The sequence below is a fragment of the Treponema sp. OMZ 855 genome (genome assembly GCF_024181145.1).
GTDB lineage: Bacteria > Spirochaetota > Spirochaetia > Treponematales > Treponemataceae > Treponema.
In genome coordinates this window covers 857586-879748 of sequence record NZ_CP051194.1, presented here as the reverse complement: position 1 = coordinate 879748, position 22163 = coordinate 857586, and the positions used below count along the sequence as shown (strand labels likewise).

Genomic DNA, 22163 nt, shown 5'->3' with positions numbered 1-22163 from the left:
TACTACTTTGAAAGTTTCTGACGCGCTTTTATGTCGTCAATGTAGTTACCTGCCCAAATTCCGGCTAATGCACCGTCAGCCGCTGCAGTAACCACCTGTCTGGATTCTTTACGGATAACATCACCGGCGGCATAAATGCCCGGCACATTGGTTTCCATTCGCCCGTTGGTAATAATATATCCCGCCTCATCAAGCTTCACCATATCCTTTACCAGTTCAGTCTCGGGATCATGCCCGATAAATATGAATAAACCTTCGGTTTTAAAATCGGAAATTTCTCCGGTTTTCGTATCCCGAAGTTTTAAGTGAGACACAAGTCCGTCGCCGCATACTTCATCTACAACAGCATTCCACTTAAAAGCCATCTTAGGATTGGCAAATGCTTTTTCTTGAATAGACTTAGCTGCCCGCAATTCATCACGGCGATGGATAATGGTTACCTTATCGGCAAACTTTGTCAGATACATAGCTTCTTCAACGGCCGCATCTCCGCCGCCGACAACAGCAATTTCGCATTCTTCAAAGAAAGCTCCATCGCACGTAGCGCAGTAGGAAACACCTTTCCCGCTGAATTCTTTTTCACCTTTACACCCAAGGGTACGAGCACCAGCGCCGGTTGCAATCAAAACAGCAAGACCTTCATAGTCGGTACCATTGGTTCCATGCACGATATAATGGAGAGAGTCATTGCTTTTTTCAAGTTTTTCAGCTCCCGTATTTACAAATACGACACCGAACTTTTCGGCATGCTTATGGAAAGCCTCACTGAGAGACGGACCGGTTGCCTCAGGAAAGCCGGGATAGTTTTCAATTTCTTCGGTAATATAACACTGACCGCCCGTATTCCGTTTTTGTTCCAAAACAACGGTCTTTAATTTTGAACGTGCAGCATAAATTCCGGCAGCCATTCCTGCCGGACCGCCGCCAACGATTATCAAATCATACTTTTCACTCATTGGTTCCCCCATGATTGAAGCAATTTATCACAAAAAATATCTTTTGGCTAGGTGCAATCAGAGCCGTAACCGATGCCGCATATCAGATTGACAGAATTGAAAATTCACGGCACAATACACCGTTGTAATGTTAGTAAGGTATACTCGAAATAATACGAATAAAAAGCTATCAAAAGCGCTTATATATACGGCAACGGAACACTCTATCGATCCTCGTAAGGTGGACAGCGAGGCTATCCGTATCATCAGCGGGCTGCATAACGCAGGTTATGAGGCTTATATTGTCGGCGGCGCTGTCCGTGATTTACTAATTGGGAAAACGCCGAAAGACTTTGATATTGCTACATCGGCAGAACCTGCCCGTATCCGCAAAATTTTTAAAAACTCCCGGCTCATCGGGAAGCGGTTTCGGTTGGTGCATATTTTTTATGGTTCTAAAATATATGAGGTTTCTACCTTCCGCTCAATCGAAGAAGGTTCCGTCGGCAATGCATTCGGTACTATCGACGAAGATGTACAACGCCGTGATTTTACTTTAAATGCGCTCTACTATGATCCGATAAAAAATATTATTGTCGATTATGTCGGCGGTGTGGAAGATATCCGCAAAAAACAGCTGCACCCGATTATCAATCTGTCGCATATCTTTGCAGAAGATCCGGTGCGGATGCTCCGTGCCGTCAAATACGCAACCATTACCGGAGCAGCAATCCCGCTGCTACTCCGCTGCCGCATTCATCGCGATGCACCGCTTATTGAATACACCTCGCCTTCCCGTTTAACCGAGGAAATAAGCAAAATCCTCATGAGCGGTCATGCAGCAGAGATTCTTAAAATGCTTCTGCATTATCGGCTCTTTCTCTATTTACAGCCTTCGGCATTTTCATTTATTGAAGATTCGCCCCATTTTTCCGAACACTATTTTGCAAGTATGGAAGAGCTTGACGGATTAATTGCAGAACACAAAATTCAGCGGCAGGGACAAGCATTGGTATACCTCATCCGTGATTTTTTACAACTGATTACCGATTGGGAAGAAGAACCGCGGGCGGTTTATAAGGCGGTATATGCCGAATGCCGCCATTTTGTCCTGCCGATGAATCCGCAACGAACTGAGCTTGAATATGCAGTAAAATACTGTCTCAGAAAAGGCGGCTTGGACATACGGCTTACCGGTACGGCAAAAACAAAAGAAGCCCCTAAACGCCGCCCACGAGGCGCAATACGCCAAAATACTCCTGCAAAGCAAGGCGGGCGGGTATCGGGAAAGCGAAAAACCGCATCTTCTCCTACCGAAGCAAAGCGGTAGTCAGCCACGGAATATACGTAACCAGCAACAAAATAATACTTTGAATACCGAGAAAGGGGAGAATATTCTTTACTATCTTAACAATCGGCTTATTGAACGTATAACTCGCGATAAATAAATCCATCCCAATGGGCGGTGTTAAAAAACCGAGTGCAAGGTTCATCAAAAAAATAACGGCAGTATGGATAGGATGAATACCAAAGGATTCGGCAATCGGCATAATAAGCGGCGAAACAACCAAAATCGCAGAATATAAATCCATAATACAGCCCACAAAAAGCAGCAGTACATTTAACAGCAGCAAAAATACATATTTTGAGTGTATATACGTCTGCACGATGTCCGTTAAAATTGCCGGTATATTTGCATCAATCAAATAATAGGCCAATCCCTTCGCCGCACCGATGATAATAAGAACTCCGCCGGCGACAGGAATACTTTTCAATACAAAAGCAGCAGCCGTTTTCCATGAAAAATCGCGGCGAATAACAACTTCCAATACACAGGTATAAAGCACAGTGAAAGCAGCGGTTTGAAGGAGCGAGAAAAGCCCTGAAAAATAGAGAACGATAATAAACACCGGCAGCAACAGCTCAAAAAAACTGCCGAAGAACGCTGTTTTCAGTACAGCCCATGAAAACGGTATCCGTGCTTTTGAACGATCGCGTATTACACCGATAACAATCATCGACAACGTAAGCAAGAGCCCCGGCAAAATTGCTCCTTTAAACACATCGAAGATATCAATGGTCATAATATTGGTTACGCCGAAGATAATAATTGCCATACTGGGCGGGAAAAGGATACCAAGCGAGCCGGAAGCGGTAATAAGCGATTCGGAATCATCTTTTGAATAGCCGTTTCCGGTTAAAATAACACTGATCAGCGGACCGAGTGCTAAAATAGTTACGCCCGATGCGCCGGTAAAAGTGGTAAAAAAAGTGAGCACAAGTACTGAAGCAATAACCACTCCACCCCGAATCCAACCGACACTGTTACGGACAAGCTCCATTAACCGCTTTCCGGCACTTCCTTCTGCGAGCAAACAGCCTGCAATGGTAAAGAGCGGAATTGCCGCGATACTTGTATCCGTTAAAATATGATACATTTCCAGCGGAATCACATCGACATACCCGCCGCCTTGGCTGAATGCCGTATAGGTAATTCCAAGCAATACGATAAAAAGCGGTAAGCCGAAAAGAGCTGCGGCAATAAGTCCCAGAATGAGCGGCAACATCAACGGAGCACTCAAAGACTGCCAAAATGAGGCGCAGGCAGTAAAAAACGGGATGTCTTTTTCTAAGAGCGTATATACAATAACAGCAATAGAGCCGGAACTGATAAACAAACCGGCGGCAAGTCCTACCAAAGAGGAAACAAGAGAACCGCGCTTTTTAAAACATAAAAAGAGCTGGGCAAAAAACATCAACGGCAGCGCGGCAAAGATAAACCGTACCGGCAGCCCCCATAAAAGATCCGAAGCGTCTATGACAACTAAGATATTCGGGAAACAAGCAAAAAAGATTGCCGTAAGAACGGCTGCCGTTATACCGTTATTGATTTGGCTGACAATTGTTTTAAGCCGATCGGACAGTTTAAGATTAAAGACCTCGATATTCAACTGTTTGTGATCTGCGCTGGTAATCATACCCGCAAAGCACGCAAAAATAAAGACGGTATGAATAACCAGCCGCTCTCCATCCAACACCGGAATACCGCCGACATCGCTGATGAAAAAAAATATAATCGGCAATACGACTAATATACCAACCAGAAAAAGTACGAATATATTGACAGTCTTTCTCATATTCTTATCGTACAGTTATTTACGCATCGGAGCAATGAGTTTTTGGATATTTTGATACATCTCCATATCAAATGCATTCGGAAATGCCCGATGGATATCATTAATATTCACACTGAACTCTTCTTCCCACTTCTTCAGTTCTTCCTTAGAAGGACGAATCATCGTAACCCCGCTTGCTTCCATTTTACGTACACAGTCGGCATCCGAATCATCAAGTGCATCGTTGAGACGTTTTCTTGCCTTTTCCATTGCTTCTTTCATCGCAGCATGATATTTCGTAGGAATTTTATTCCATGAAGCTTTTGAAATAACAAAACCAGCCATAATAGGACACAGTTTTGTATCAAGCGCATAGCTTATATCTTTGTAATACCCTCCGACATAGGCTAAAAGATGCACGGCAAAAAAACCGCTGATACCGTTCTTGCTTTTCAACATTTGAGAGAATTTTTGCGTAGGTACATCGACTACGTTAAAGCCGCTCAGTTTAAAGCTATCACTTAAAATAGGACTATCCAAACCGGCGACTGCCAATTTTATTTTCTTTAATTCGCCGAGTGTTTGGTAGGGTTCCTTTGTATAAAAAGAAAGCCATCCGACATTCGACCATGCGACCAATTCATAACCGGCCGCGTTAATTCTTGATTCTATTTTCTTACCGTATACACTGAGTGCTTTATCGAGTTCTTGCTGATTTTGGAGTAAAAATGGAAGTGCAAGTGTATAGATATAAGCATCGGGAACTAATTCATGCAAACCGATCATGGTAAAAATTGCTCCATCCAACGGAGCCTGCTGCCCGGGGCGCGCTGCTTTGAGTTTTTGAATACCGGCTTTTTCTCCGCCGAGGGTTGTCATATTATAGATTTTTACCGTTACCTGTCCGTCGGTAATACGATTCCATTCTTCTGCAACTTTTTTAAGCTCAATGTCCCATGGAGAACGGGCAGGAGCAACGGTTGCTATCTTTAATACGATTTCTTCAGCACTGACAAGAGCCGTTGAAGCAATAAACAATGTAACAAAGAGTGTCAAAATTTTTCTCACAGTATCTTCTCCTTGAATATAACTGATACACAGGTAAATCAATCACCTAAGAAGTAATCACCTTTCATTTTTTGCAGCCATCGAGCTTTTTCTTGGCTGAGGGTGATAGTAAGCTTATTATTCGGCTGGTTTGCAGAATCAATTTCCAATGCTTTGCGTAAGGCCTCGTCAAAACCGGCACTGTCCTGTGCAGGAATACAAAAGGTCTGTGCATAGAGGACATATACCGACGGCCGCTGCCCGCCGCTCAACTCCAGCGTTCTCTGATATGCATCTTCCGCTTTATCTGCACCTCCGCCCAAGGATTCAGGAGCAGCAGCATAAAAGGCCGTAAGAGTCTCCCAAATAGCACCGGCATTAAATCCAGGGTAAAGCGCTGCTGCCCGCTCAAGCATTGCAACGGCACCCGGCACTGAGGTAAACACATCCGTATCCATCGGATCAAGAGCAAACGCCCCAAGAATACCGCAGCCTGCCCAATACAGCGATTCAACATCAGCGGCTTTACAACGTGTAAGGAAAGCAGCGCTTTTGTCTTCCGTATAATGTGCCATCGCTTCTGCGAATCCCTTGTAAGCGGTGTCAAGCGATTGCATCACATAATCGGCTCCGCGGAGATAAAATTTTTTCGCACGCAAATACTCAAGATTCTTTTTTTGGAACTGCGTTTCAGGGATGTAATCGGCAGGGGTTTGAACAAAAGCATTCGCATACATGATATAGAGAGAACCGGACATAACGGCCAATCCGCGGTGTTTGGGATTACTGAGGTGCAATGTTTCGTACATTTTTAATACTGTCGGAAACACTTCCGAGACTAGCTTTACATCATCTTCACCGATGAGGGCTGCCGCAGCATCAATTCCTCCCGAAGCATCACTTTTCGGTGCAGGGAAAGGTGCAAGGGTATTTGCAATACCGTTGAAAGCCATACGTTTAATAGAGCAGCCGCTCAAAAGCAGAAATAATCCCATTAGGTAAACGTATGTCTTTTTCAAATTCACATTCATCGGAAGTCTCTCCTTCTCGGTCTTTATTTAAGGGTTAATTCTTTTTGCCATTGATGAATAAAGGCTTCATAAGCGGCGATGGTTGCAGAAAGCACGATTTGCTGCACGGAACTCCGTCCTGTAGCATTATTACCATCAAAAACATAGAGCGAGTCGAGGATACCTTGTATATCGTCGATGGAGCAGCTTTGATCGGCAGCTCTCCGCCTGACAAGAAGACGGGTTTCATCATCGAAAACCTCTTGATATTTTTTATCTTCCCAGCCAACAATCTCGGACATAAAGCTGATTATAGAAGTTTTTATCGTTGAATGCAATATGATAGCTAGACATATTGAAATTTCTTTCTATTTTATGGCATACTGCTTTCCGCAAGGAGAATACGATGGAGTTTATACGCCAAGAAAATAGAATTTATGCCGAAAACGATACCGGAAAAGTTATTGCCGAGGTTACCTTCCCGCAGGAGAGTGATTCGACGGTTTGCCTCGACCATACCTTTGTTGATAATTCGTTGAGAGGTCAAGGCGTTGCCGGTAAACTTGTTAAAGAAGTCGTAGACTATGCTCAAAAGAACGGAAAAAAAATACGGCCTCAATGCTCGTATGCAGCTGATTGGTTCAATAAACATTCGGAATACGCGGATTTAGTCGCACATTAAAATTCAACGACTGTCACAATATGTTGGCAGTTGTAGAGCTCCAAGATATATTAATGAGCATCTCTAAAAACTCAGGTATAGCTTTTAGAGATGCTCTACAATCTTAAGCGGCAGGACAGTGCGGAAAATATCGGTTATTTTTCCAGCACCGTGATTTCAACACGGCGATTCCGTGCTCGGTTCGCTTCCGTAGTATTAGGCGCAATCGGTTTTTCCGCACCAAACCCGCGTGTAAAAACATGGTGTTGTTCTCTTACACCGAGTTCTACCAGATAATTTGCAACAGCCGCTGCCCGTTGCTCAGACAGCACCTGCCTTGCTTCAGCCGTACCTGCCAGCGCCGTATGTCCCGAAATTAATAGCTCATAATCGGGATATGCGCTCAACAGCTTTCCTATTTTTTCAATCTTTTCTTTTTCGGACGGACGAAGTCGTGCCGAATCGGGTTCAAATTGAATATTTTCAAGGCTTATCGTGATCCCCTCATCACTTTTTTCTACGGTTGTATTCGAAATACCCATATCCCGGATATGTTTATCGAGCATTTCCGCTATTTTTTCCTTGTTCATACGCTGCAGCATCGTAATTTCAGCCTGTGCGGTACCGCGATATTCTATTACCGCCCCCGTGTTTAACTCCATCATGATGGTAAATACTTCGTCATAATAGGGGAGCATACCTGCATTGCTATCCCAATAGAGGCGTTGCTTAGAATAGCCCATGGTACGGACAGGATACAGCATCGGCAATGTTGCGCTTCCGTTTCTTTTATTCTGGATATTTTTTAATGGAATATCATAATAAAGATCATAATTTACTTCTATTAATTGATAGGTTTTTCCTTCATGCTCGGCAAGACCTTTATATGTGTAAGTAACGTCGATAGGAACGACAAAAGGCTTTTGAATATTAAAGTTATCCCGCAGATCGTGTGCTTCGCTTGCAGTGTGCTGCCAACTTTCCCCTATTTTTACATCATGCTGAGGGAAAACCGGCACATTCCGCACCACTGGCATAAAATACTGTTCATCGATGGTGTAAATACCGAACTCATCTCGGCGGAATACGCTCGGATATTCGCGTCCCCACGAGAACGTCCTGTTGCTGTTTTGCTCACTTGTCATAAAAGTACAGGTATGAAGCGCGGAGGAAGGCTGTCCGTTTGATGCCGGTTGAACATCCGACACTTCCACGGTAACACGGTTGGTGATATAAGCCTGATGCGCAAATTGCCCGTTCAAGTACACATCTTCAGTAACGGTAGAATTGATTCGGTAGGTATCCCCATCCCTAAAGTTGAACCGGAAGATTTCGGCATGCAGCGGAGATAATCCTCCTATTACAAAAAAAATGCCCAAAAAGAGAAGGCGTGAAAAACGCATCCGAGAAGGATTTTTGAGCCTGTTCATAGTACTGGAAAAAGAAAAAAGTAATTGCATACCGTACCCTAATATTTTCATAATTTTTTGTAAATATGTAACCTTTCTTTTTTTGTCTGTTTAAGTGGTGTATATTGCGATACGTACTATCAAAGAGTATTCAATGTACCTCCTTTACAGTTGCCCTGTAGGATTTTTTCCTCCTTTTGCCTACAGGGTTTTTTCTTTTTCAAGCCCTCCAGATAATGAACACCTGCCATTTGCTTCAAAGCTGACAGTGCAGGTGAATTGAATGTTCACCACCCGTTATATATAAAAAACCTCTAAAAACCGTTGAGTTTTTAGAGGTTTGCAAGCAGCCGCTTTTAGATTTTTCCAACTAAGTCAATAGAAGGATACAGCGTTTTTTCACCGGGATGCCATTTTGCGGGACATACCTGATCGCCGTGTGCGGCAGTAAACTGAGCAGCTTGAACCTTGCGCAGTAATTCGGAAGCATCGCGACCGATACTGTTATCGTGTACTTCATACGCTCTAATGATACCGTCAGGGTCAATGACAAAAGAACCGCGGAGTGCGACCCATGTTTCAGGTACAAGGATGCCCAACGAAGCAGCAAACACACCCGCTTTATCGGCAATCATTTCATAAGGTAAAGCACTGATTGTTGCACTTGCATCAGCCCATGCCTTATGTACAAACTCGCTGTCGGTAGAGACGGAAAATACCTTGCATCCGATTTCTTGAAATTCGGGATACAGCTTACCTAAATCGGCTAATTCGGTCGGACACACAAATGTAAAGTCTGCGGGATAAAACATAAACACAGACCAATTACCCAACAACGATTTACTTGATACCGTGGTAAACTTTCCTTTACAGTAGGCAGGCAGGGTAAAATCAATAATCTTTGTTCCGATTAAATTTTCCATAAAATGCTCCTATAACTTGAAATAATAATCGTTACGATGATAATGAAAGCCCCTCTAAATGTCTAGTACGCACTAATCATGGTATTGAGTTTTTTACGTAATCAACCGATATTTATAGGCGAGTATGTCTAAGCGTTGTTATTCCATCTATTTTTTTATTTTTTCTCTTGCGGTGTTCTCCGTCCATTCATCAGATACGCTCCATATCTTGGAGAAAGGCGAAACGCTCTATGCACTCAGCCGCAAGTACTCGGTGCCGGTTGCTATCCTCCTAGAGCGGAATAACATTAGCGATGCGGGGAAAATTACGGTTGGGCAAAAAATCTATATTCCCGAAACATATACAATACAAAAAGGAGATACACTTTACAGTATTGCAAAAAAATTCTCCGTTACTGTCGAAGCACTGAGGAAAGCGAATAGTCTTTCGGACTCTGCCGTCTTAAAAGTCGGAAAAATATTGATTGTGCCGGAAAGAGAAAAAACAGCCGTTGCTGCAGTTCCCAAAAATACTGCGACCACTCAACAAAATGCTCAAGCTTCATGGGAGGATCCGCGCTCTTACGTAAAAAAATCAATCGATAAAAACCTGCTGTGGCCGGTTTCCGTTGTCGATATTTCGTATCTTTCGGGGAAACTCTACGGCGTTGCTATCGATTCGACAGCGAATGCTCCCGTACAAGCTATCGCTTCGGGGCGTGTCATTTCAATCGGTCCGCACCGAGGATACGGGCAGGTCATCTTTATTCAATCAAAAACAAAACACGTCTATGTATACGGAGGGTTGGCACAGATACTCCCGCAAGCGGGTGCGCACATTACCGTCGGTCAAAAACTCGGTACTCTTGCCGCAGACTCCCTCACCGGTACACCGCGTCTTTATTTTATGGTATACGCAAACAATAAACCGCTTGATCCTGCAAAGGCTCCGCGCGGCAAATAAAACCGTAGAGTTACCCGTTGGAGAAAATATGGAATTCAAGCACCTTGAAGTATTTGTAAAGCTGGTCGAAAACCTGAGCTTTTCTGCAGCGGCGGAAGAACTGAATATTTCGCAGCCGACGGTCAGCCTGCACATTAAGCAGCTTGAGGAAGAACTCGACACGCCGCTGTTTATCCGTTCCACGCGGGAGCTGAAAATTACGGAAGAGGGAACAATACTCTACCGCGAAGCAAAAGATTTGCTGCAACAGCGTTCGTCGCTTATCGATCGGTTTATCAATCCAAACCGAAAGATAGTACGGCTCGGCTCATCTACCATTCCGACGGGCTATATTCTCCCTTTTATATTAAGCCGGTTCAGAAGAGACCACCCCAATATTCTTATTCAAGTAGAAGAACAAAACAGCTACGAAACGATTAAGAGGATTTCCGCCCGAAAGGTCGATGCAGGAATTGTCGGCATGAAAACCGATGATGAAAACTGCGAATTCCGGCCGATTTATCAGGATGAGTTTGTCTTTATCACACCCAATATTCCCTATTATCGGGCTTTACAGCAGACAAAGCCTGATTTAAAGCGGCTCGCACAGGAACCGCTCATCGTACGGGAAAGCGGATCTGCGGTAAAGCAAAATATGGAACTCATGCTCAACGCTGCAAATATTTCTATAGAATCGCTCCATATTATCACCTCGATTAACAATATCGAAGTGATAAAGCGGCTCGTTGCACAGGGAGCAGGCACTTCATTTATTTCCAAAATTGCCGTAGACGATATGATTGACCGCGGAGAACTGCTTGCATTCTCTCTTGAGCATATACCGCACCGATACCGCGATCTTTATCTTGTATGGAATAAAAAGATTACGCTTCCGGCATATTTGCAGGAGTTTTTAAACTGCGCTCTTGAATACTCTCAAAATAAGTTTTCAAAAAGTTGAGGGCCTCTCTCTCTTTTAAGGATGCCCTTGAGCTTAAACAATCCTTAAACACCTTGGAACAGCAGCCAGCGGGCAAGTACACCGGCAATAGTGCTAAACGGAGGAGTTCCCGTCTGCGCATATTCTTCAAGCGCATAGCCTATCTTTACAAAGAAGGTTGTAATACTCGCTAAACCGGCAGTTACCATCAATATACCGAAGAAGATAATCAGCAATCCGGCAGTTATCTTAACTCCGCGCGTATGCCGCTTGAACCACTGCAACACCGGTTCCGCTTTATCAAAAAACAACCCTACCAACAAGAAAGGAATTCCAAGCCCGAGCGAATACGCCCCAAGCAAAAAGGCGGCTTTTGCGATATTACCTGCCTGAGCCGCAAAGAGCAGAATAGACGACAATATCGGCCCGATACAGGGACTCCATCCTGCGGCGAACAACATACCGAATACAAAAGCCTTTGAAAAACTTGCAGCAGTGTTCGGCGCCTGTGCTTTTATCTCTCCGCGTAAAAAAGGGATAAAATCGAAGAGCATATTAAGACCGAGCAGGATAACAAGCACCCCTGCCCCCCGCATAATCATACGCGGTACGGAACTGCCGATAAAGCGCGCACCCGTACCGAATAGGATTGCAAGCAGCACAAACACCACCGTAAACCCAAGCACAAAGCTGACACTTCGCAGAAAAAGGCGCATACGGCCGCTGCCGCCTTCACGGATTTCGGCCAAAGATTCACCGGAAATAAACGAAAGATAAACCGGAATGAGCGGCAAGACGCATGGGCTCAAAAATGAAAGCAGTCCTGCAAAAAAAGCCCCGAACAGGCCGGGAAGAGAGGCACTACCCATCAGCCAGTTCCTTAAGCAGTTTTATCAATTCCGCTTGGTCATATTCCATCGCCCCGATACGCGCAGCAATAACCTTTCCTTCTTTATTAACCAGATAGGTAGAAGGGAGACCGCGTGCCGCAAAGATGGACGACAATTCGTTCGATTCATCCAAATAGATAGGGAATGTATACTTATTTTTTTCGATAAAAGATGCCACCTGTGAACGATGCTCACCGGCATCGACGGCAACAATCCGAAAGTTTGTACCGCTCATCTGCTTGTATAGGCGCTCGATAGAGGGCATTTCGGCACGGCACGGCGGACACCATGTCGCCCAAAAATTCAGGAGCGTGATATTACCGGTAAAATCGCTCACTTTGACAGACTCACCCTTAAGTGCCGGTATGGGTGCCGCTATCGGCAGATCAATCGGCTGGTCATACACATAAAACCCAAGCGAACTGAGCGCCGAGACCGGATCGGTATGTTGAGCTGCAGAGGTCTGCACTGCCGCAGAAGCAGCGGCGCTTGACTGAGCCCTCGAATCCGGCGTTGTAACAGGAGCGGCGGCCTGCGCTTGTTTCGCGGAACAGCCGAACGCAAAAATACTAAAAACGAGACATAAAGATAATATTTTCATGCACACAAAATAGTATATTTACGCCAAGAAGTCAAATATTCGGAATGATTTTTAATTAAATAATTCAGCAGCAGGGCAAATGCATTAGGTAGAGTAGAGCAAAAGTGCAAAATAATTGGGGCTACTAGAAACAGTCTGATGCGTTTGCACGATAGGTTCCTTAAAATTCAACAGTCGAACAAAATATCAATTTTTGAGACCGTTGAATTCGTGCGCGATAGCGCACACGTCAATAAGCGATGTTTGCGTAAGCAAACTCGCAGCGTTTTTCAGCCGCGCTATTTCAGCGGCTGAAAATAAACCTTGACTTTTTTTCACTCCTATTGTATACATATAGCATATTTGCAGTGAACACTGCGAGTTCAAGAGATCGTAGCTCATTTGGATAGAGCAACTGCCTTCTAAGCAGTAGGTGGCGGGTTCGAATCCCGCCGGTCTCATCTTATCATCCCACCGACTTCCGATAGCAAAGATACTTCATATTATCTTTTTTACCTTTCATCTGCACAAATAATCAACTCAAAATTTTCTTTCGGGCGATTATCCCAATAGCCGTGAAATACCGTGTTGTATATTCACTGTGGCTCTTGTATAATACTTGTATAATAATAGAAGCATTTATAAACCTTTAGTTTTTAAGTGTCCCAACTACTGATGAGTTGAATGGAGTACAAAGAGCGATGAAAAAATCCGGTATTGTTTTAATGATTATAACCCTGGCAGCCCTTATCGCCGGCTGCGGCAAAGGTTCAAGTTCGGGCGATGCGAATCAAAAAGCGTATATCGCAAAGCTGCAAGAACAGACGCAGCGCAAGTATAACGATCCGAATATTTCGGATTTTGAAAAGCAGTTTTTACCGCAGTATGCAATAGAAACGCCCGAACCCGAACAGAACTCCAAGATACCGGCGTTTAAAGCGCCCGCGCCGCAATCATCGGCAAAAGATGTCTCGGTTATTCCCGGAGTACGGGCGCTTACGGCATACAAAACCACCTATACGCCTCAAGTGACGGCAGAGACCGGCGAGCAAACGAAAGGCATAGCGGAAACCATCGACCTTCCGCAGAGCGGAGCGCTCACGGTTGCCGATTGGGGACCGAAAGGCAAGATTCCCGCGGCGGTAACCTCGCCGTCCTTTTACGTCGTGTTCTCGCTGCCGGTTAAGGCAATCGGCGCCCTCGGCAAACCGGAAACGGAGTCCCCATACCTATCGATTAGTCCAGCCGTAAAAGGCATATTCCGCTGGTACGGCTCGCGGTACCTTGCTTTTGAACCTGAAGAAAGCCTTAAACCCGGACAGCAATACACGATAACCGTTAAAGACAGCGTACGGGCGCTCAACGGAAAACAAATAAAAGGGAAAAGACAGTTCACCGTTACCAGCGAAGTGCTCCGCATCACCTATTCTCAGCCCGGCTATATGCTGCGGAAAAACTCAGACCGGTGGATACCGATCAACACCGACAACCTGATTCCGGAAGCGGCAAACGATGTGCAGCTCAGCTTCAATTATCCGGTACAGCCTGCCGAACTGCAATCGATTCTTTCCGTATCGGTACAGGAAGCAGGGAAACAAGCGGTTCCATACCGTGCTACCGTTACCCGCCTCGAAGGGAAAAACGACTTTAACGTATTGGTGAACATCGACGGCAAAATCCCCTTTAATGCAACGGTTACCGTAGCGGCAAAACGTCCGGACGGATCCCTCACCACGGCGCAATACCATACGCTCAAGCCGTTTACTTGCAAGGACGCAACGGTTTATCATAACGACTACGGTTATAAAAACCCGATAGCCCTCCGGTTCTCCCATCCGGTGGATAAAAAGACCATACTCAACAATATTTCCATAAAACCGGCGCTTACATTCGGTGAAAAAAATATCGAAGTGCACAATGCAGAATCGTACTATTCAACCGTGCTGATTCACGGCTTACCGGTTGCGCCCCAAGAAACATACACCGTTACCGTGCAAAACGGCATAAAGGACACCTACGGCAGAGCTCTTGCCTCCGCCGCATCCTATACGGTTACCGTTCCCGATGCGCCGAGTTTTGTGCAATATACCGATACGGGGCATCTGATGCTGGAAGCGGCGTATCCGCATAAATATCTGTTTGAATATCAAAATATTCTTTCCCCGTCGAGCTATGCAATCGCAAAAACCGACAACCCGCTTGATCTGAACTTATGGGGAGAGGCATACGATCGTTCAAAGGCAAAGACCTTAGATGCTTCCGTACGGAATAAACGGCTATTTGAACTCGCCGACCTTGACCCCTACCTTGAAAATGGCAAGGGCTTTGTCTGCATCGATTCGGAAATAACACTCCCGCCCTATTCTCAGCGGAATAACAAGCCGCGTGTCAGCTACCGAACTTCGACCGTGCAGGTAACGGACATCGGCATTACCGTCCGTTCCGCGCTCAATAAAACCGTCGTGCTGGTTTCTAAGCTCTCGACAGGGGAACCCGTTGAAGGCGCTTCGGTATACCTGTACGACGCAAAAACCGATAAGGATGAAGCGGTCAGCCCCGAAGAAGGTGCGCAAGAACCCTTTGCCTCCGGCACCACCGATAAAGAAGGGATTGCCGTCCTTCCATACGGAAGTAACAGTATCCGCTTCTTCCGCAACGCGAAAAATTATGCTGCCGTATTTGTAGAAAAAGACGGAGATAAAGCTGTTTTCTATCCGCATACCCACAGCCCGTGGCGCTTCGATGTGTACGCAGCAAATCCGCAAGAGATTGCAGAAACACACCAGCGGACATTCCTCTTTTCGGACAGAGGGCTGTATAAACCCGGAGAAACGGTTTCGTTCAGAGGTATCGACCGCACACAAATGTTCAGTACCTTTACTCCGTACGAGGGTCAGTACATCGTTACGTTATCCGGTTATTCATCGGAAGGAGATGAGGTCGACGTTGCAGAACAAGAAGGCACCTGTACCGATTCGGGGAGCTTTTGGGGAGCATTCGACTTACCGGAAGATTTAGCACCCGGCTCTTACAGCCTGACCTACCGGCGGACTGACGATGCAAACAGCCGGACGCAGGAATGCCCCATCACCGTCGCATATTTTGAAAAGCTGAAATTTCAGGCGGAAGTAACTATGCCGCAACAGCCGATCATCATGGGAGATACTATCAAAGCGGCAGTATCCGCCTCGTACCTTTCGGGCGGGGGGCTTGGCAAGGCTGCATATAGCGGAAGCTGGATGCGGCAAGGCGCCTCTTTCAGCCCTAACCATGCGGCATTAAAGGACTATCAGTTCGGAGTATCGGGCTATGGTATCGATCATGTTGCATCGTTTTCCGGAAAACTGTCGAACACGGGTACGGCGGAACTTTCCTGCCAAGCGGCGGCTTCGGAAGGCATTATCGGTCTCCCCTATCGCTACAGTACCGAGGTTTCGATAACCGACATCAGCAATCAGCAAATTTCCGCACGGAATACCGTTATGGTGCATCCGGCAGCGCTCTACATCGGGCTTGCACGGCCTGAAAACCTTACCGGCTTTGCGCAAAAGGGACAAAAGCTCACATTCCCGTTCATCCTCGCCTCCCCCGACGGCAATCCGCTTAGCGACACCAAACCGGCCGCGGGAGATTTTACCGTTGAGCTGATCAGGGAAAACTGGAAGCTCGTACAGGAGCGCGGCTCGGGCGGCAGCATTTACTCAAACTACGAAAAAGAAAACATCACCGAGCATACGGCAACCGTGAAACCCGCTGCAAAGGGAACGGTGCAGGTAACACCGAAAAATGCTGGTTCATATATTCTGAGCATGAGCGGAACAGATACTGCAGGGCGTACGTTCAAAACCGATTACCGCTTCTACGTTACCGGATCGGGCGCGAGCTTTTGGGATCGCGATTATGAAGATGCCGTGCGCCTAACGCCCGATCAATCGCTGTACAACCCCGGCGACACCGCCCGCATTTTGATGCAAAGCCCGCTCCCTGCGGGAAGATACCTCATCACGGTGGAGCGCGAAGGTATTTTTACGGAGGAAGTCCGCGAACTCGACGGAAATACTCAAGTTTTGGAAATTCCCGTCGCAAGCAACTATATTCCCGTGGTGTATGTCGCGGTGTCGTCCTATTCGGTACGGACAAAGGAGCCGCAGCACAAGCACGGTGAACTTGACCTTGATAAGCCGAAAGGTATTTTCGGTATGACGCCAATCTTTGTAAATGCCCGCGTCAAAGCATTCTCCGTCGAACTCGCCGCGGATAAGTCCGTGTACAAGCCCGGAGAGGAAGCAACCGTTACGCTGACGGCAACAAGAGGCGGTAAGCCGCTCGCCAATGCGGAACTCACCCTGCTTGCCGTAGATCGCGGTGTCCTCGATTTAATAGATTATCACGTGCCCAATCCGCTTGATTTCTTCTATGATCCCGATAATTTCCAACTCGGCGTCATCGGCGGAGATTCCCGCGCGTGGCTGATGGATCCCGTTATGGAAGAAGCGAAAACCCTTGCAGGCGGCGATTCGGACGGCGGAAAAGGAGATGATGAAACGGAACGCAGTGACTTTAACCCGACTGCGGTGTTCATCCCCATCTTAAAGACGGATTCAAACGGCAAGGTAACGGCAACCTTTAAGCTGCCGGATACGCTGACCAGCTACCGGCTTACCGCCGTCGGAGCACATACCGACCTTTTTGCCCTGCACGAAGAAGAGATTACCGTGCAGAACACCGTCAACATCCTGCCGGTTATGCCCCGCCGCCTCCGCGAACGGGATACGGCAGAATGCGGCGTCCTCATTTCCAATGTGGACACCCGCGCTCACACCATTACGGTAGGAGCCTCGGTTCGTGCTGCTCAGACACAAGACGGTACGGCCGATACTGCCGGCGATCGCACAGTGACAGACAACGCCTTTATCGACGGAGAGACAACGCATACGGTTACGGTTGCAGGCGGGCAGCAAGCGGCGGTCTACTTTGACATTGCAGCGGTAAAGGCGGGCACGGTAGAGGCGGTGTTTACCGTTTCTTCCGATGCGCTCAAAGAAAAACTGATTCAGCCGCTCGTTATCGAACGACCCTTTGTCTTTGAAACCGTAACTTCAACCGGCGCTATTGCAAAAGATGAACGCGAAGCAGCCGAGGGGCTGATCATTCCGTCTATGGCAGATGAAAATACCGGATCGCTCAGTCTGACGCTGGATTCAAGCGGACTCGGCGCGCTGTCATCGGCTATCGATTACGTATTCGACTATCCGTTCCTCTGCATGGAACAGCAGTCCGCCCGTATTCTGCCGCTCGTCCTGTTTGAAAACTACATCGACGTATTCTCGCTTAAAAGTAAGGTACCAAATGTCCGGCACACGGTCAAAAAAACGATGGCGACATGGGCGTGGGAACAAACGTCCGAAGGCGGCTTCCCCTACTGGCCGGGCGGCTGGGACACGGACTTTTATGTCAGTTTACGGATTGCGCATATCTGCGCCGCCGCACAGCAGCGCGGATACAGCCAAGATGATATTGCCGTCAATACAAAAAAACTGACCGACTATATTCGCTCGCAGCTGCTTGTAAATAGGAAAGCACTCTCGCCGTACTTACAAGCCTACGCCTGCTTTGTACTGGCAATGAACAACGCCGGTTTTGATGAGAGCATTTTGACGGCAGTTCAGGCACGTGTCATTCCTCAGCTGGAAGACCACACCGCGCAGCCGAATGATCTTGCTGCCCTTGCATTGCTAAGCTTAACCTACACACAGCGGAACCGCGCCGGAGATGCAGCGAAGGCGGCGAAGTGCACGGAACGGATTATAAACTCCTGCCGCTTTACCACCCGCAGCGTATCGCTCGCGGTACCGCCGTTACAAGGCTACCGTTTCTGGTACGGGAACGACCTTTCCCTCGACTTAGCGCTTATTCTGCAAAGCTTGGTAAAAGCGGCGCCCGACCATAGCCGCGAGGATGCGGTACGGGCAGTGCTGTACACCCTGCTCCAGCGTCAAAAGGGCGGCTATTGGCAAAATACGGCAACTACCGCTCACGTACTGGAAGCAGTGTACGAATATATTCAGTATGCACAGCTTGATGCTACCGACCTCACCGCTGCGGCGTCACTGCCCGGCGGAGACCTGCTCACCGCGGCGTTCAAAGGAGCGGCAGCAAAACCGGCTTTCCAAATGTTCTCCTTTAAAGAACAGCCGGTGTCGGGAGCAAAGCGGGATACCCTGCTGCCGCTCCGCTTTACCAAAACCGGTACGGGACAGCTCTACTACACAGCCTCGCTTGCGTATGCACTACCGCAGGAACGCCGGCAGCCGCGCGACGAGGGACTCGGTGTTTCCTGTACTATCCGCGACATTGCCGCAGATACAATCGTAACGCCGGAGTCGGAGAACAGCTCGATGATCACCCTCGAAAGCGGCAAAACCTACGAAATGGCAATCCGCCTCTCGTCAGGAAAGGACTATACGTTTGTCGCACTGCGGGCGCCCATTCCGTCAGGCGCGGAAATTTTAGACGCAGCCTTCGTTACCACCGCATCAAACGATTACGAGGAAAAAGATACGGAAGAGTCGTGGACTGATTGGCGGGATCCAAGTAAGCAGCAGATATACGACAACGAAGTTCAGTATTTCTGGAACAGTTGGGACAAAGGCGGCACCACGGTACGCTTTAAGTTCCGCGCAGCCCGCCGCGGCGTGTTCCCCTGCCCGCCCGCAACCGCCGAGTGTATGTACGAAAACGAAATCTTCGGACGAAGCGGCGGAGTGCTGTATGTGATTAAGTGATGGATATACCGGCAGGATAAACGTATCAGACTGAGTAAATTGCGGAACGGCAATAACCGTGCTATAATACCGGTATGAACTTTTCACGAAAACTGCCGGTCGGCATACAGAGCTTTAAGGTCTTACGAGAAGACCGCTATCTTTATGTAGATAAGACCTCCCATATTTTTCGATTAGTACAAAGCGGTCGAGTCTATTTCTTAAGCCGTCCGCGCCGGTTCGGAAAGAGCCTGTTTCTTTCAACACTGGAGGCGTATTTTCTCGGGCAAAAGGAGCTGTTCAGGGGTCTATATCTCGAAGAGGCGGAGGCAGAACTCGCCGTGCAAGAGAATAGAGCCACATGGCAGGAATATCCGGTACTCTATTTTGATTTTAATACGGGGCAGTACGATACACTTGACAGCTTAATAAATCGTATTGAGCTTTTTTTATCCCCGCTTGAAAAAAAATATGCCATAACTCCTGCTCAAGGCGATTTAGCACAACGGCTTGAAGAAATCATCAAACAGATATACGAGACGACGCACAAACAAGTAGTCATCCTTGTAGACGAGTACGATAAACCCTTGCTGCAAACCATGGGTGTAAATGAAACACTCAATGAGCAATACCGCAATACCCTTAAAGCTTTTTACTCCGTGATTAAAACCTGCGATCAATATATCCGCTTTGCTTTTCTCACCGGCGTTACCAAGTTCAGCAAGATCAGTATTTTCAGCGACTTGAACAATCTTGAAGATATCAGCCTGCGCAATGATTATGCAGGAATATGCGGCATTACTGAACAGGAACTTGAGCAGAACTTTGAGCCTGAGATAGAAGCATTGAGTATAGCAGAAGGTTTGACGAGAAGTAAAACGCTTGCAACCTTGAAGAAGCAGTATGACGGGTATCTCTTTGCAAAAGCCGGTGTGAATGTGTATAACCCCTTCAGTCTTTTAAGCGCATTTAAGGCGAAAGATTTCGGCAGCTATTGGTTCAGTACGGGAACACCGACATTCTTAGTCAATTACTTAAAAGAGGCTCATTATTTTATTCCGGATTTGGACGGTAATGTCGAACTCAATGAATCGGGGTTGGAAACGTATCGTGCCGTGACAGAAAATGCCTTACCCATTCTGTTTCAATCAGGGTACTTGACGATTATAGGGTATATCAAAGAAGCGCGGCTGTATAAGCTCGGCTTTCCGAATGATGAAGTACGATACGGCTTTTTAGAGAATCTACTGCCTGCGTATTCAGATTTACCGCTCGGTGATACGGGCAAGTCGATATGGCAGTTTGTACAAGATATCCGTGAGGGGAAAGTTGACTCTTTTATGGAACGGATGAAGTCGATCATAGCAGGTATACCGTATGATAACTTCACCGAAGAAAACCGCACAATCAGAATCGCCATGGATGGCGATGGTTCCATGCAGAAACAAGTTTGCCATGCAAACTTGCAGCTCAAAGATGTACACGGATGTACATCTTTGAGCAAGCTGCGGGAACAAAACTATCAAACGGCAGTGTATCTGGTCTTTGCGCTGATGGGGCAGTTTGTGCAGACAGAGGTGCATTGCTCGACCGGACGAGCGGATTGTATTGTGTGGACAGCAGAAACAATCTATCTCTTTGAGTTTAAGCTCACCGGTAACGGTAGTGCAGAGGATGCACTCAATCAGATAAAAGAGAAAGAATATGCAGCAAAATATCAGATGGACGGAAAGAAGGTGGTACTCATCGGTGTGGGATTTGATGAACAAAAGCGTACGATTAAAGACTGGCAGGTAGCTCATGGGTAATGCGGGATAAAAGTATAATCGTGTATCACGGCTCTGATCGGATTATTGCTCAGCCTGACACCGAGCACTCGCGGCTTAACGGCATTTCCAAATAGACTCTTCATAACAACAAACTCTTCAGAAAGCTTGCTATTACCTTTAAGATTTTGTATAATTGGAGCAGGTTCCGTTATCAGAGTTTAAAATATGATACTAGGTTCTATTTTATATATGTTATAAATAGAAAAAATGTGTTTTATAGGAGGTTAATTATGAAGCACAAGAAGATGGTTTTGGTTTTGGTTCTTTCGCTTGCATCTGCTGTTTTTGCATTTGCAGATTTTTCGATTTCGTTCGGTCCTGCCTTTACGAATTATTTTGTTCACAGTAAAAACGAAGGCGATGTCACTGCATTGGGTTTAGCTAATTTAGAAAATGCAGTAAAAAATCTTAGAAATGAAAGCAACAATGCGGCTGGAATCGCAGTGGATCTGAGAGCCGAATTTTTTTATCTAATGGCTCAAATTGCCTTTCCCGGAAAGAGCCATAAGGATTTGTTTAATAATGTAAGCGGCGGGACAGAAAATTTTATAAAAAAGAGTCATGTTATATTCGATAGTCAGATTGGAGCAGGTTATACATTTTTTGAAAAATCAAGGTTTAACCTCTTTGTAGGCGGCGGCTTAGGTTTAAATGCGGTGAGCTCGACGGAAACTGCGAAGATAGGAGCTCTTAACGCATCATACGAAAAGTTGGATGTTATGTTCGGTTTAGGTGCAAATATTTTAGCAAGTTTTTATTTTACCGATATGATAGGCATTTACGGCGGCATAGCTGATACTTTCTATTTTGTACCCTTAAGGGTTGAAAAAACTTTCAAGCTTGGCAGTACATCCATCAATGTTTCAAATAAAGATAAGCTAAAAGATATTCTTGCTAACAGTGTAAACTTAAAGTTAGGTCTTTCGCTAAAGTTCTAATTTTAATTGTTTTACGCAAAAAGGCAGCCCATTAAATGAGCTGCCTTTTTTATTGAGCAAGAGCTTTATTTTACGAAAAATTTACCATAGGTAAATACAGCAACATACAAATGAGCAAAATCGCTGATTGGATACATAATTATGACGTATGTTTTGCTATAAAACTGCCAATCAGATGTATAGGAAAACCTCTAAAAAC

General features: G+C 46.2%; 16 protein-coding genes and 1 tRNA gene. 8 read left to right on the top strand and 9 right to left on the bottom strand.

Annotation, left to right across the window (positions count from 1 at the left end):
• Positions 1–2: 2 nt before the first annotated feature.
• Complete coding sequence (gene trxB / locus E4N65_RS04000; protein WP_253674160.1) at positions 3–956, bottom strand: thioredoxin-disulfide reductase; 954 nt, start codon at positions 954–956, stop codon at positions 3–5.
• 127 nt (positions 957–1083) lie between these two features.
• Here trxB and pcnB point away from each other — a divergent pair, with 127 nt between their 5' ends.
• Entirely contained in the window at positions 1084–2265 is a 1182-nt protein-coding gene (gene pcnB / locus E4N65_RS03995; RefSeq protein WP_253674158.1) for a polynucleotide adenylyltransferase PcnB, read from the top strand.
• Here the strand turns inward: pcnB and E4N65_RS03990 are convergent.
• From E4N65_RS03990 to E4N65_RS03975, 4 genes are read right to left on the bottom strand one after another with little or no spacing between them, the layout of a single operon-like run.
• Positions 2246–4072, bottom strand: coding sequence for a TRAP transporter large permease subunit (locus E4N65_RS03990; protein WP_253674156.1), 1827 nt, complete (start codon positions 4070–4072; stop codon positions 2246–2248). The two genes, pcnB and E4N65_RS03990, sit on opposite strands and share 20 nt — an antisense overlap.
• A 15-nt stretch (positions 4073–4087) precedes the next feature.
• Positions 4088–5119: a TRAP transporter substrate-binding protein DctP gene (gene dctP / locus E4N65_RS03985; protein WP_044012953.1), complete on the bottom strand. Its 1032-nt coding sequence runs from the start codon at positions 5117–5119 to the stop codon at positions 4088–4090.
• A gap of 38 nt (positions 5120–5157) precedes the next feature.
• Entirely contained in the window at positions 5158–6129 is a 972-nt protein-coding gene (locus E4N65_RS03980; RefSeq protein WP_253674154.1) for a TRAP transporter TatT component family protein, read from the bottom strand.
• Positions 6130–6152: 23 nt separating this feature from the next.
• The gene (locus E4N65_RS03975; protein WP_044012959.1) at positions 6153–6410 is read right to left on the bottom strand and encodes a hypothetical protein; all 258 of its coding nucleotides are present in this window, start codon (positions 6408–6410) and stop codon (positions 6153–6155) included.
• Between the two features lie 104 nt (positions 6411–6514).
• On the opposite strand from E4N65_RS03975, the gene E4N65_RS03970 reads away from it, so the two are divergent.
• On the top strand, positions 6515–6790 hold the full coding sequence (locus tag E4N65_RS03970; RefSeq protein ID WP_044012962.1) for a GNAT family N-acetyltransferase: 276 nt from the start codon (positions 6515–6517) through the stop codon (positions 6788–6790).
• A gap of 134 nt (positions 6791–6924) precedes the next feature.
• On the opposite strand, the gene E4N65_RS03965 is transcribed toward E4N65_RS03970, so the two are convergent.
• Positions 6925–8229, bottom strand: a complete 1305-nt coding sequence (locus tag E4N65_RS03965) for an OmpA family protein (RefSeq protein WP_253674152.1) — start codon at positions 8227–8229, stop codon at positions 6925–6927.
• A 305-nt stretch (positions 8230–8534) separates the two neighbouring features.
• Entirely contained in the window at positions 8535–9101 is a 567-nt protein-coding gene (locus tag E4N65_RS03960) for a redoxin domain-containing protein (protein ID WP_044012964.1), read from the bottom strand.
• A 124-nt stretch (positions 9102–9225) separates the two neighbouring features.
• On the opposite strand from E4N65_RS03960, the gene E4N65_RS03955 reads away from it, so the two are divergent.
• Both E4N65_RS03955 and E4N65_RS03950 read left to right on the top strand, forming a co-directional pair.
• Positions 9226–10044 (top strand): M23 family metallopeptidase, encoded by an 819-nt coding sequence (locus tag E4N65_RS03955; protein WP_253674150.1) that lies wholly within the window; start codon positions 9226–9228, stop codon positions 10042–10044.
• Positions 10045–10072: 28 nt separating this feature from the next.
• The gene (locus tag E4N65_RS03950; RefSeq protein WP_044012968.1) at positions 10073–10984 is read left to right on the top strand and encodes a selenium metabolism-associated LysR family transcriptional regulator; all 912 of its coding nucleotides are present in this window, start codon (positions 10073–10075) and stop codon (positions 10982–10984) included.
• Between the two features lie 44 nt (positions 10985–11028).
• On the opposite strand, the gene E4N65_RS03945 is transcribed toward E4N65_RS03950, so the two are convergent.
• Positions 11029–11832, bottom strand: coding sequence for a cytochrome c biogenesis protein CcdA (locus tag E4N65_RS03945; RefSeq protein WP_253674148.1), 804 nt, complete (start codon positions 11830–11832; stop codon positions 11029–11031).
• A complete protein-coding gene (locus E4N65_RS03940; protein ID WP_253674145.1) occupies positions 11825–12454 on the bottom strand; it encodes a TlpA family protein disulfide reductase in 630 nt (209 codons plus the stop codon). The genes E4N65_RS03945 and E4N65_RS03940 overlap by 8 nt, the downstream gene beginning before the upstream one ends.
• A 366-nt stretch (positions 12455–12820) precedes the next feature.
• Here E4N65_RS03940 and E4N65_RS03935 point away from each other — a divergent pair.
• The 4 genes from E4N65_RS03935 (at position 12821) to E4N65_RS03920 (ending at position 21964) form a co-directional block, all read left to right on the top strand.
• Positions 12821–12894: transfer RNA gene (locus E4N65_RS03935), tRNA-Arg, on the top strand.
• A 240-nt stretch (positions 12895–13134) separates the two neighbouring features.
• Positions 13135–19218, top strand: a complete 6084-nt coding sequence (locus E4N65_RS03930) for an Ig-like domain-containing alpha-2-macroglobulin family protein (protein ID WP_253674129.1) — start codon at positions 13135–13137, stop codon at positions 19216–19218.
• Between the two features lie 74 nt (positions 19219–19292).
• Positions 19293–21005: an ATP-binding protein gene (locus E4N65_RS03925; RefSeq protein ID WP_253674128.1), complete on the top strand. Its 1713-nt coding sequence runs from the start codon at positions 19293–19295 to the stop codon at positions 21003–21005.
• Positions 21006–21256: 251 nt separating this feature from the next.
• Entirely contained in the window at positions 21257–21964 is a 708-nt protein-coding gene (locus E4N65_RS03920) for a DUF2715 domain-containing protein (RefSeq protein WP_253674127.1), read from the top strand.
• Positions 21965–22163: the final 199 nt, after the last annotated feature.